The 12,062-nt window shown below is 59.7% G+C and carries 12 protein-coding genes; 7 read left to right on the forward strand and 5 right to left on the reverse strand.

Features of this window, described 5'->3' with window-relative positions; genetic code table 11:
- The first annotated feature begins 253 nt into the window (after positions 1–253).
- Complete coding sequence (gene ompR / locus AD665_RS18605; RefSeq protein ID WP_024777980.1) at positions 254–994, forward strand: osmolarity response regulator transcription factor OmpR; 741 nt, start codon at positions 254–256, stop codon at positions 992–994.
- Between the two features lie 114 nt (positions 995–1,108).
- Positions 1,109–2,422: an ATP-binding protein gene (locus AD665_RS18610; RefSeq protein WP_024777981.1), complete on the forward strand. Its 1,314-nt coding sequence runs from the start codon at positions 1,109–1,111 to the stop codon at positions 2,420–2,422.
- Positions 2,423–2,558: 136 nt separating this feature from the next.
- Here AD665_RS18610 and rimK read toward each other — a convergent pair whose 3' ends face one another.
- A complete protein-coding gene (rimK, locus tag AD665_RS18615) occupies positions 2,559–3,464 on the reverse strand; it encodes a 30S ribosomal protein S6--L-glutamate ligase (RefSeq protein ID WP_024777982.1) in 906 nt (301 codons plus the stop codon).
- A complete protein-coding gene (gene rimB / locus AD665_RS18620; RefSeq protein ID WP_024777983.1) occupies positions 3,461–3,943 on the reverse strand; it encodes a retropepsin-like aspartic endopeptidase RimB in 483 nt (160 codons plus the stop codon). Before rimB ends, rimK begins: the two co-directional genes overlap by 4 nt.
- A 242-nt stretch (positions 3,944–4,185) precedes the next feature.
- On the opposite strand from rimB, the gene AD665_RS18625 reads away from it, so the two are divergent.
- The 3 genes from AD665_RS18625 to AD665_RS18635 all read left to right on the forward strand — a co-directional run bounded on the left by AD665_RS18625 (position 4,186) and on the right by AD665_RS18635 (position 7,473).
- Entirely contained in the window at positions 4,186–4,590 is a 405-nt protein-coding gene (locus AD665_RS18625) for an RNA-binding S4 domain-containing protein (protein ID WP_024777984.1), read from the forward strand.
- 257 nt (positions 4,591–4,847) lie between these two features.
- Positions 4,848–5,750: an Hsp33 family molecular chaperone HslO gene (gene hslO, locus AD665_RS18630; RefSeq protein ID WP_053193120.1), complete on the forward strand. Its 903-nt coding sequence runs from the start codon at positions 4,848–4,850 to the stop codon at positions 5,748–5,750.
- A gap of 178 nt (positions 5,751–5,928) precedes the next feature.
- Entirely contained in the window at positions 5,929–7,473 is a 1,545-nt protein-coding gene (locus tag AD665_RS18635; RefSeq protein WP_053193123.1) for a phosphoenolpyruvate carboxykinase, read from the forward strand.
- A 166-nt stretch (positions 7,474–7,639) separates the two neighbouring features.
- Here AD665_RS18635 and AD665_RS18640 read toward each other — a convergent pair whose 3' ends face one another.
- Together AD665_RS18640 and AD665_RS18645 are read right to left on the reverse strand one after the other, a co-directional pair.
- The gene (locus tag AD665_RS18640; RefSeq protein ID WP_053193126.1) at positions 7,640–7,906 is read right to left on the reverse strand and encodes a hypothetical protein; all 267 of its coding nucleotides are present in this window, start codon (positions 7,904–7,906) and stop codon (positions 7,640–7,642) included.
- A gap of 459 nt (positions 7,907–8,365) precedes the next feature.
- Positions 8,366–9,430: a S8 family peptidase gene (locus AD665_RS18645; RefSeq protein WP_053193129.1), complete on the reverse strand. Its 1,065-nt coding sequence runs from the start codon at positions 9,428–9,430 to the stop codon at positions 8,366–8,368.
- A 262-nt stretch (positions 9,431–9,692) separates the two neighbouring features.
- On the opposite strand from AD665_RS18645, the gene AD665_RS18650 reads away from it, so the two are divergent.
- Positions 9,693–10,910 carry a 3-hydroxyacyl-CoA dehydrogenase gene (locus tag AD665_RS18650; RefSeq protein WP_053193131.1) on the forward strand — a complete coding sequence of 406 codons (1,218 nt, stop codon included), beginning with the start codon at positions 9,693–9,695 and terminating at the stop codon, positions 10,908–10,910.
- Positions 10,911–10,952: 42 nt separating this feature from the next.
- Complete coding sequence (locus AD665_RS18655; RefSeq protein ID WP_053193133.1) at positions 10,953–11,372, forward strand: acyl-CoA thioesterase; 420 nt, start codon at positions 10,953–10,955, stop codon at positions 11,370–11,372.
- Between the two features lie 66 nt (positions 11,373–11,438).
- Here AD665_RS18655 and AD665_RS18660 read toward each other — a convergent pair whose 3' ends face one another.
- Positions 11,439–11,918, reverse strand: a complete 480-nt coding sequence (locus AD665_RS18660; RefSeq protein ID WP_053193135.1) for a glycine zipper domain-containing protein — start codon at positions 11,916–11,918, stop codon at positions 11,439–11,441.
- Between the last annotated feature and the right edge of the window lie 144 nt (positions 11,919–12,062).

Consider the following 12,062-nt stretch of genomic DNA (forward strand, 5'->3'; position numbering starts at 1 on the left):
GCTGCCTGTTGACCCGCGAAATTCAAAAAGTGCTGCCTGGCCAAAGGAAAAAAGCTCGTCGGGAGTAACGATCCGACATTCCCGGGCACAAAAGGCCGCGCATTATAACCAGCGTTCCGTTCTTCGGGGATGTCATGGTCTGTAGGTCCGATGCCCGTATGGGTGGAGATGGAGGAAAAATCTGCTAACAATGCACACGGTGCGTATAACGGCAGCTAGGCCATAATGCGCGCCGAGATCAAAGGAGCTTCCTATGAGCAGCACCGCACAAACTGCTGAAGGCGAAAAAATTCTTATCGTTGACGACGACCCGGGGCTGAGCAGCCTGCTGGAGCGCTTTTTCGTCAGCAAGGGCTACCGGGCCCGCTCCGTATCCAATACCGAACAGATGGATCGGCTGCTGGCTCGTGAAGTCTTCAACCTGGTGGTACTCGATCTGATGCTGCCTGGCGAGGACGGCTTGACGGCCTGCCGCCGCCTGCGCGGCGCGAACAACCAGATCCCGATCATCATGCTCACCGCCAAAGGCGACGAGTTGAGCCGTATCAAGGGCCTGGAACTGGGCGCCGACGATTACCTGGCCAAGCCGTTCAATCCCGACGAACTCATGGCCAGGGTCAAGGCAGTCCTGCGTCGTCAGTCGGCCCCGGTGCCTGGCGCCCCGGGCAGCGAAGATGAAAGCGTGACCTTCGGCGACTACGAGCTGTCCCTGGCAACCCGTGAGCTCAAGCGTGGCGACGAAGTCCACATGCTGACCACCGGTGAGTTCGCCGTGCTCAAGGCCCTGGTGATGAACGCCCGCCAGCCGCTGACCCGGGACAAACTGATGAACCTGGCCCGTGGTCGCGAGTGGGACGCGTTGGAGCGCTCCATCGACGTACAGATTTCGCGCCTGCGCCGGATGATCGAACCCGATCCTTCCAAGCCGCGCTATATCCAGACCGTCTGGGGCGTGGGCTATGTATTCGTGCCGGATGGCGCCGCCAGCAAGTGATCGGCGATTTGTAGGAGCGGGTGGCCTGGCAGAATTGAGTTCTTTTTTCCAGGCGATTCGCGGTCCGTCAGTGTGCGAGCATCGCTCGCTCCTGCAAGTGTGTAGCGGCTATCCATGAAAACCCCGGTTTGGTTTCCCCAGAGTTTCTTTTCCCGCACCCTCTGGCTGGTGCTGATCGTCGTGCTCTTTTCCAAGGCACTGACGTTGGTCTACCTGCTGATGAACGAAGACGTTCTGGTGGACCGCCAATACAGTCATGGCGTTGCCTTGACCTTGCGGGCCTATTGGGCTGCCGATGAAACCAATCGGGCGAAGATTGCTGAGGCGGCGACGCTGATCCGGGTGGTCGGTGCCGGTGTGCCCGAGGGCGAACAGCACTGGCCCTACAGCGAAATCTACCAACGGCAGATGCAGGCCGAACTGGGCGCCGATACCGAGGTGCGCCTGCGTATGCACTCACCGCCGGCGCTGTGGGTGCGAGCCCCAAGCCTGGGAGATGGCTGGCTGAAGGTGCCGCTGTATCCGCACCCCCTGCGTGGCCAGAAAATCTGGAACGTGCTGGGCTGGTTCCTGGCTATCGGTCTATTGTCGACAGCGTCGGCGTGGATCTTCGTCAGCCAGCTCAACCAACCGTTGAAACGCCTGGTCTACGCAGCCCGACAGTTGGGCCAGGGGCGCAGCGTGCGGCTGCCCATCAGTGACACCCCCAGTGAAATGACCGAGGTGTACCGAGCCTTCAATCAGATGGCCGAGGACGTCGAACAGGCCGGGCGCGAGCGTGAACTGATGCTCGCCGGGGTCTCCCACGACCTGCGCACACCGCTGACCCGGTTGCGGCTGTCGCTGGAATTGATGGGCGAGCGCACTGACCTGACCCGTGAAATGGTGCGTGACATCGAAGACATGGATGCGATTCTTGACCAGTTCCTGGCGTTCATTCGCGACGGACGTGATGAGTCGGTGGAGGAAGTGGACCTCAGCGAACTGGTACGGGAAGTGGTCGCGCCCTATAACCAGGGTGAGGAAAAAGTGCACCTGCAGCTGGAGCCGATCCAGCCGTTCCCGTTGCGCCGGGTGTCGATGAAGCGGTTGCTGAACAACCTGATCGGCAATGCCCTGAACCACGCCGGGACTGGCGTCGAGGTAGCGGCCTATGTCTCTGGCGACACCAACGCGCCCTATGTGGTACTGAGCGTCATGGACCGCGGCGCTGGCATTGATCCGTCGGAGCTGGAAGCCATTTTCAATCCCTTCACCCGTGGCGACCGTGCCCGGGGCGGAAAGGGCACGGGATTGGGCCTGGCAATCGTCAAGCGTATTGCCTCGATGCACGGTGGCAACGTCGAGCTGCGCAACCGCGTCGGTGGCGGACTCGAAGCGCGGGTGCGGTTGCCGCTGGGGTTGATGTTGCCCAGGGATGCGGTATAGCAAACTTTTGCAAGCGAGCCCTGTGGGAGTGAGCTTGCTCGCGATGAAGGCGCCGCGGTTTACCTGAAAACCGCGTTATCGTTTATCGCGAGCAAGCTCAGCTCCCACAAAGGCTCGCTCCTACAAGAGGGCTGCCTTAACCCTTGCCCTTGGTGCGGGTCATGTTCGGCCCGCCGTTCTTTTCCAGATGCTCGATGATGATTCCCGCCACGTTCTTGCTCGTGGTGGTCTCGATGCCTTCCAGGCCAGGCGAAGAATTGACCTCCATCACCAGCGGGCCGTGATTGGAGCGCAGGATGTCGACACCTGCCACGGCCAGGCCCATGACTTTTGCGGCGCGCAGGGCGGTCATGCGTTCTTCGGGGGTGATCTTGATAAGGCTGGCGCTGCCACCGCGATGCAGGTTGGAGCGAAACTCCCCAGGCCGGGCCTGACGCTTCATCGAAGCGATGACCTTGTCGCCGACCACAAAGCAGCGGATGTCGGCGCCGCCAGCTTCCTTGATGTATTCCTGGACCATGATGTTCTGCTTGAGGCCCATGAATGCTTCAATCACTGATTCTGCCGCCGTCGCGGTTTCGCAAAGAACCACGCCGATACCCTGGGTGCCTTCCAGAACCTTGATAACCAGCGGAGCACCATTGACCATCGCGATCAGGTCGGGAATGTCGTCGGGCGAATGGGCAAAGCCGGTGACCGGCAGGCCGATACCGCGCCGCGACAGCAGTTGCAGCGAGCGCAGCTTGTCCCGGGCGCGGGCGATGGCCACGGATTCGTTGAGAGGAAACACCCCCATCATTTCGAACTGGCGCAACACGGCGCAGCCATAGAAGGTCACGGATGCGCCAATGCGCGGTATCACCGCGTCGAACCCTTCCAGCGGCTGGCCCCTGTAGTGGATCTGCGGCTTGTGGCTGGCGATGTTCATATAGGCGCGCAGGGTGTCGACCACCACCATTTCATGGCCACGCTCTGTCCCGGCTTCAACCAGACGACGAGTGGAATACAGACGCGGATTACGCGACAGCACAGCGATCTTCATGCAACACCTGTGGCAGAGGTAGTGGACACCGGGAATGCCGGCTTGTCTTGAACGTATTTGATGCCTGGATTGACCACCAACTGCCCGTCGATCAAGGCCTTGGAGCCCAACAGCAGGCGATAGCGCATGGACTTGCGGCAAGCCAGGGTGAACTCGACCCGCCAGATTCGATCCCCGAGGGCTAGCGTGGTGCTGATCACGTAGCGGACCTGGGCATGACCGTTGGAACTCTTGATTGTCTTGCGCGCCACCAGCGGGGCTTCGCAGCGACGATGACGCAATTGCACCACCGTACCCAGGTGCGCGGTGAAGCGTACCCACTGTTCACCGTCACGCTCGAATAGCTCGATGTCGGTGGCGTGCAGGCTGGAGGTACTGGCACCGGTGTCTATTTTTGCCCGTAGGCCCGCGACTCCCAGATCCGGGAGCGCCACCCACTCGCGCAGACCGACAACGGTCAAATGGTCAAATGTCTTCAATAAAAACAACCTGTGATCGGTACTTCGGATCAGAGAGCCCGCGAGTTGCGGCATGTGCACAGAATAATCACAAAATGACGACAGTTATCCAGTGGCCTGCGTGGCTAATTCGTGCACTCGACTCCAATGCCAGGATTTGCCGGTGAGGCCGGTTCGGTCGGCATTCTATCTGTCGGCGTGGATTCGTGCGCCCGACAAAAACGGTAGTACAGTTCTGGTTATTGGCAGAAAGAGGAATTGCAGTGGCACAAAAACAGGAAGAGGACGACAAGGTCCGTCTCGATAAATGGTTGTGGGCGGCACGATTCTATAAAACACGTGCGCTCGCCAAGGCTGCCATTGAAAGCGGCAAGGTCCACCATCGGGGCGAGCGTTGCAAGCCAGGCAAGGAACCCCGCATTGGGGACGAGTATGTCATTCGCGCCGGGTTCGATGAAAAGACCGTGGTGGTCGAGGCGTTGTCGATCGTGCGGCGTGGAGCGCCTGAAGCGCAGACCCTGTATCGCGAAACCGAGGCCAGCATCGCCAGGCGCGAAGCCGCCGCTGCCCAACGCAAGGCCGGTGCCCTGGGGGTCAGTACCGATGGCAAGCCGAGCAAGAAACAGCGCCGGGATCTGTTCAAGTTTCGTGGTAGCAACAGCGAATAAAAATGCTCCCAGAACCGCATTGTCTGAGGGGATCCATCTGTGGCGAGGGGATTTATCCCCGCTGGGCTGCGTAGCGGCCCCAAAAAGACAGGGCCGCTGCGTGCCCAAGCGGGGATAAATCCCCTCGCCACAGGTTGGTGTTGGATGCAACGAAATGGTGTGGCTGTCCAGCCCCATTCCCTCCCTTGCTTGGAACCACCTCTGAATGCCCATAAAATGTCCGGCATCCTTTGCCATCACCTCAGATACCCATCCTTATGACTGATTTACCGGATAACGACTGCACCCAACGTTTCATCTTTGATGACATCGACGCCCGTGGCGAGTTGGTGGCGTTGGAGCGCAGCTACGCCGAGGTCCTTGCCAAACATCCCTATCCGGAGCTGGTCGCGCAACTGCTCGGTGAGTTGATGGCGGCGGCGTCGCTGTTGATCGGTACGTTGAAATTCGATGGCTTGCTGATCCTCCAGGCTCGCTCCGAAGGCCCGGTGCCGATGCTGATGATCGAATGTTCCAGTGAGCGCGAGATTCGAGGCCTGGCCCGCTATCATGCCGATCAGATCGCACCTGGCGCGACGCTGGCCGACCTGATGCCCGATGGTGTGCTGGCCCTGACGGTCGATCCGACCCATGGCAAGCGCTACCAGGGCATTGTCGATCTCGACGGCGCGTCCCTGGCTGAATGTTTTACCAATTACTTCGTAATGTCCCAGCAAACCAATACCAGATTCTGGCTCTATGCCGACGGGCGGCGCGCCCGTGGCCTGTTGCTGCAACAGTTGCCTGTCGACCGCATCCGCGATCCAGAAGAACGTGAGGCCAGCTGGCAGCATATTACCGCTCTGGCGAGCACCTTGAACGCCGACGAGTTGCTGAGTCTGGACAATGAAACGGTACTGCATCGTCTCTACCACGAAGAAGTCGTGCGCTTGTTCGACGAGCTGCCGCTGCGCTTCCAGTGCAGTTGCTCTCGTGAACGATCCGGTAATGCGCTGGTCAGTCTGGGTCTGGAAGATGCGCAGCAACTGGTCATCGAGCATGGTGGTGCCATCGAAATCGATTGTCAGTTTTGCAATGAGCGCTATCTGTTCGATGGAGCAGACGTTGCTCAATTGTTCGCTGGAGCGGGTGTCGAGGCACCGTCAGATACTCGTCACTGAATCGGTTCAGTGCAGGTAAATCTCCTGACAAACGCCGGATTTACGCCGTACTGACGGGAGGGCCCTACTTTTTTTGGGCTTTTCTGGCATAATCCGGCCCACTTTTTTCGGGTAGTAGTGCGCGACTTCCTACTACAAAACGTTTGGAGCACTCGGCCAAGGGCCGATGGGGAACCACATGACGCAAGCCAATAACGCCGTGTACACCGATCTGAGTGTCGATGATCTGGTCAAAGAAGCCCTGAATCGCGGTGAAGGCGAGCTTGCCGATACTGGCGCGCTGGTGGTTCGTACCGGTCATCGTACCGGTCGCTCGCCTGCCGACCGTTTCATCGTAGAAGAACCGACCACCCAGAACGCCATTGCCTGGGGCCCGATCAACCGCAAGTTCCCGGCCGACAAGTTCGATGCCCTGTGGGACCGCGTTGAAGCCTACCTGGCCGAGCGCGAGCGTTTTGTGTCCCACGTGCATGTAGGTTCCGATCCTGCGCACTACCTCCCGGTCAAGATGACCACCGAGACAGCCTGGCACAACCTGTTCGGTCGTTGCCTGTTCATCAACCCCGAGCAGTACAATGCCGGTGGCAAGGATGAATGGCAGATCCTCAACGCGCCGGACTTCGTCTGCGAGCCTGAGCGTGACGGTACCAACTCCGACGGTACCGTGATCATCAACTTCGCGGCCAAGAAAGTCCTCATCGCCGGCATGCGCTACGCCGGTGAGATGAAGAAGGCCTTGTTCTCCGTCCAGAACTTCCTGCTGCCGGCTGTTGACGTACTGCCGATGCACTGCGCCGCGAACATGGGCGAAGAGGGCGATGTGACCCTGTTCTTCGGTTTGTCTGGCACCGGCAAGACTACCCTGTCTGCCGACGAAAGCCGCTACCTGATCGGTGACGACGAGCACGGCTGGGGCGTGGGTGTGGTTTTCAACATCGAAGGCGGTTGCTATGCCAAGTGCATCGACCTGTCCGAGAAGAACGAGCCGGTGATCTGGAAAGCCATCCAGCACGGCGCCGTACTGGAAAACGTCGTCCTGGACCCGGTCACCAAGAGAGCGGATTACGCCGACGACAGCCTGACCCAGAACAGCCGCGCCGCCTACCCGCGTGAACTGATCGAGAAACGCGCACCGAAGAACCTCGGTGGTGAGCCTAACGCCGTGATCTTCCTGACCTGTGACCTGACCGGTGTGTTGCCACCAGTGTCGATCCTCAGCGAAGAACAAGCCGCCTACCATTTCCTGTCGGGTTACACCGCATTGGTGGGCTCGACCGAAATGGGTTCGGGCAGCGGTATCAAGTCGACCTTCTCCACCTGCTTCGGCGCTCCGTTCTTCCCGCGCCCGGCCGGTGAATACGCGGAACTGCTGATCAAGCGTATCCGTGGCTTCGGCTCCAAGGTCTACCTGGTCAACACCGGCTGGACCGGCGGTGGCTACGGTGTCGGCAAACGCTTCAATATCCCGACCACCCGTGCGGTGATCGCGGCGATCCAGAGCGGTGCGCTGATTGGTGCTGAAACCGAACACCTGGATATCATCAATCTGGACGTGCCGCTGGCCGTTCCAGGTGTCGAGACCGGCCTGTTGAACCCACGCAATACCTGGGCCGACAAGGCTGCCTACGATGAAGCCGCCAAGGCTTTGGCTGGCCTGTTCACCGAAAACTTCAAGAAGTTCGAAGTGAGCGACGCGATCAAGGCTGCGGGTCCGCAGTTGTAAGGTTTGGTCCGCGAATAGAAAACCGCCCTTCGGGGCGGTTTTTTTTGATCGGTTATTCGTGTCCATCCCTCACGCACGTCCGCTTTGGCTGAGGACTGGAATCATTCCACCTGAACAGCCAGAAGATTGCTACTTAGTCCTCTAACGATCCCGCAGGCCCTGATGCCTAGCGCAATCGCTGCCGTACCACCTCCAGCAGTTCGCTGCCGTCCTGAACCAATAGATAAAGCGCATGGACGATGCTGGGGATGTCCTTTACATCGGCATGCTCGAAACAAAGGCAATGCAGGGTTTCGAGCAGGTTGCTGGAGGCTTGGATTCGTTGGACGGCGGCGTCGCAGAGGTGCTGGAGATCTGCCTCGGTGTCGATGACCAGGACAGGTGTGCTGTTGAGCCGTTGGTATTGCTCGACAGGCGGGTTGGATATTTGCATTTGAGCCTCTTCAGTACGACTTTTGAATCGCGCCGTGGACTATAGAGAGCTCTATTCGGCGTCCGCAATATGGCCTGGGGGGACAGGTTGCGTAGGATTTTTGCCGGCGTCTGACGCTCGATGAGCGCTTCATTCTTGATGGTTGCCGGCTGCCCCCTTTTCCGCGTACCTCTCAGTTAGTTCCTACACAAGCACCGTAGGACTTGCCCAAGAGGCGGTAGGTTGCTTCTGATAGGGCCGTAATAGATCACGCCCCTATCAGACACTTGCTGAGCGAAACGTGTCGTTGTCCAGGGTCAGCCAGGCAATGAAGTCGCAGGCGTTATGGTCGGGGCTTTGCAGTGGGCAAGCAATGGCGGTATTTCTGGGAGTTTCATGCATCCGCCCAACAGCAGGGATGTGGTGATGACGAAGAGGAGGGTCAGTTTGTGCGACATGGATTTTCCCTTTGAAAGTTGATCAATCAACCATTGAGGCAGGAGTGCGTCGAGAAGCTGCTTCAAGGTCCATCAACCCTCGGCCGTAGGCGTCGCTGTTGGCATAGATGCCCGTGCGGTTGCTGGTCGCCAGCAGGTGTTCGCGTATCTGCTGCGGCTTGAGTTGTGGATAGCGGCTTTGCAGCGCAGCCAATGCGCCGGTGACCAAGGCCGCAGCCGGAGAGGTGCCAGCGGTGTGTACGTAACGTCCATCCTTGGCGACAGTGAGCAGGCCCGCCTGAGCGCCTGCGTCCCCACCGGGAACGGCGATGCACCAAGCTGCGGCGACCCCGCAATAATTGGATTTACCATTGATGGCGCTGCCGTCGTTCTTCAGTGCAACGACCGCGATCCAGCCCTTTTCCAGCTCCGGCAATGCCACTGGCAACCCCGGTTCGGCCAAGGGTTCGCGCCTGAGTTCATTGCCGGTCGGAAAGACAAACACGGCTCCTTCCGATACCAGCTTTCGGGCGACGGCCAATGAGTCAGGCATTACCTGGTTGTAACGTGATTCGTTGATTTCGGTTGCGGGGATGGCGTTGGCCCAGGAGTTGTTGAACAGGCGGGCGCCCTTGTCGAAGCCACTTTGCCAGGATTGGGCGATTTCGCTGTCGAAGAAAAACGGCTCGTTGTCGTCGCCAAAGCGAAAGGGGATCAGCCGGGCGTTGAAGGCGATCCCATGCATGCCCTGATTATCCTTGTTGGCGGCGAGGATACCCGCCATCTGGGTGCCGTGGCCGACTCGGTCAACCGTGCCAGGACGACCCTCGACATAGTCGTATCCCGGATCATTCAGTCTGCCTTCGAACTCCTGCAGGTGGGCGTTGAGCCCGGAGTCGACCAGCGCCACGGTTACTTCCTGGCCGGTGCCGCCACGTGCATACAAGGCCGATGCTTTTACGACGGACAGGCCTTGTTGCGCGAGATACTCCGGGGTTTCGAACACGGCGGGTTCCACGCCGGATCGTTCAGCAAGGGTCAGGCAGCCGGCCAGCAATGACGCTGACGTGATGGCCAGGGCGCGTAGTGCGGAAAACAGGTGTGGCATGGTTCAGTCCTTGAACAGGGCTCTTGATCACCGGGCCTCCTGGCCCGATGTAGCGCGTGAATTGACGGTGCACCTTAACCCGCAAGCAACGCCGGAACGAGGCATCAAAGTGCCCGGTTTTGTATCACCTCGTGGCAAGAAGGAAGGCAGCCGTGGCTGCATCCATTCGCTGAATGCCGCTCATCACACGAATAAATTTCAAAAACAGCCAGTGGCTGACTAAGGTGAAGTCTGTCTTTGGATCGCCGACGAGAGAACAGACATGAGCCAGATTATTGAGCACGCCGCCGTGATCGGTGCAGGGACCATGGGGCGAGGCATCGTGATGTGCCTGGCCAATGCCGGAGTGATGGTGCGGTGGGTCGACAACAATCCGCAGATGCTCGAGCAGGCGCTCGCAGCCGTGGCTGAGACCTATGCCCATGGCGTGCGCCAGGGTCGTATCGACCAAAGTGAAGCCGATGCCCGGATCGCCAGGGTGAGCAGGGCAGGCGACTATGCGGCGATCCGTGATGTGGATCTGGTGATCGAAGCTGTTTATGAGAACCTCGAACTCAAACAACAGATCTTCGGCGAGCTGGATGGCCTGCTCAAGCCCGAGGCCATTCTGGCGAGCAACACATCGGCCCTGGACATCGACGCCATCGCCGCCGTCACGCGCCGGCCAGGCCAGGTTCTGGGCCTGCATTTCTTCAGCCCGGCGCACATCATGAAACTGCTGGAAATCGTTCGCGGCGCGCAGACCTCCAAAGCGGTGCTGGATGCAGCGCTGGAGCTGGGCAGCCGCATGGGCAAGGTCAGTGTGATCTCGGGCAATTGTCACGGGTTCATCGGCAACCGGATGCTTCACCCTTATGTGCTGGAAGCTCGCAAGATGTTGCTAGAGGGCGCGTTTCCCCATCAGATCGATGCGGCGTTGCAGGGCTTCGGCTTTGCCATGGGGCCGTTCCGGATGTACGACGTGGTCGGGATCGATCTGGAGTGGCGTGCACGGGAACTGGCGGGCAAAGGCCAGGATGCGCCCGAGGTGCAGGTGGATAACCGCCTGTGCGAGCTCGGGCGGTTCGGTCAGAAAAGCGGCAACGGGTATTACCACTACGAGGCCGGCAGCCGACAGGCCGAGCACGACGTAGAAGTCGATGCACTGGTTCAGCGGGTCAGTGAAGAACTGGGTTTTCAACGTCGGGAAGTCGGCAGCGGGGAAATTCTCGAGCGCTGCCTGCTGGCATTGGTCAACGAGGGGGCAAAGATCCTGCAAGAAGGCATTGCCGGGTCGGCCCACGACATCGACCTGGTGTACCTCAACGGTTACGGGTTTCCGGCGGACAAAGGTGGTCCGATGGCCTGGGCTGACCAGCAGGGGCAGGAGAATATCCACGCGCGACTGCTGGAGCTCGAAACGAAGCAGGGGGACCAGTGGAGGCCTGCGCGTCTGATTGGGGAGCTTGCGGCACAGGGCAAGGGATTCGCCCAGCGGTAACCATTTTGCGCAACGACCACTGACGATCGAAAAGGACAACTGATGCCCCAACGTGCCGAATATCCTTACATGCAAGCCATCACCACGCGCTGGCATGACAATGACGTGTACGGTCACGTCAACAACGTCACCTACTACAGCTTCTTCGATACGGCGGTGAACACCTATCTGATCGAGGTCGGCGGCCTGGATATCCAGGATGGGGAGGTCGTGGCGTTTGTGGTGAGTTCAGCTTGCGACTACTTTGCGTCCATCGCATTCCCCGAGCGAATTGAAGTGGGCTTGCGGGTCGGGAAGTTGGGCAGTAGTTCGGTGCAATACGAACTGGCTGTGTTCAAGGCCGGTGAGGAGGAGGCCTGCGCGGCGGGGCGCTTCGTGCATGTGTTCGTGGATCGGGCGTCGAATCGGCCGGTGGCGATTCCGGATCGACTGCGTACGGCCCTGGAGCAGTTGGTCGTTTGAAACGAAAAATCGCAGCCTCCGGCAAGCGGTAGGCTGCGATATTCAGCGGCCGCTGTCAGTCAGCAATCAGTCGCGGTAGTAGCGGTGATGCTTGCGATGCCCGTAGGCGTGGCCACGACCCGGATGGCGGTCACGGTAGTAGCGGCGGTCACCGCGGCGACCGTCATAATAACGACGATCGTTATCATCATCCTTGCCCATGTAGTTACCCAGTGCACCGCCGGCGCCACCGCCTGCCGCTGCACCGATCAAGCTGCCGGTGCTGCCACCGACGCTACGCCCGACCACGTTACCGCCGGCTGCGCCCAGTGCGCCGCCGATCGCCGCTTCGCCGCGGCTGTGTTTATCTGCACCGACGGCACTACCGCCCGCGCCGCCAAGGGCCGCGCCGATGGTAGAACCGGTATTGCCGCCCAGGGACTGGCCGACGACCGAACCCAAAACCCCGCCCAATGCGCCGCCCACACCTGCTTCGGCGGTGCCGCCGGCAGACGCGACGCCACTGATCAGGCCAAGGGACAACAAGAGAATGGAGGAGAACTTCATAGAGGAGCCTCAAAGGGATGACGGCGCGATCCTGAGGCTGGCTTCGCTTGGTGACAATCGAAATCCGACGAGTAGCACGATTTGTGCACAATTCTCTAAGTTATTGTTTTTACGGCGGAACTTAATGCTTTTGTGCCGGTCTTT

Origin of the sequence: Pseudomonas corrugata, assembly GCF_001269905.1 — a bacterium.
GTDB lineage: Bacteria > Pseudomonadota > Gammaproteobacteria > Pseudomonadales > Pseudomonadaceae > Aquipseudomonas > Aquipseudomonas corrugata.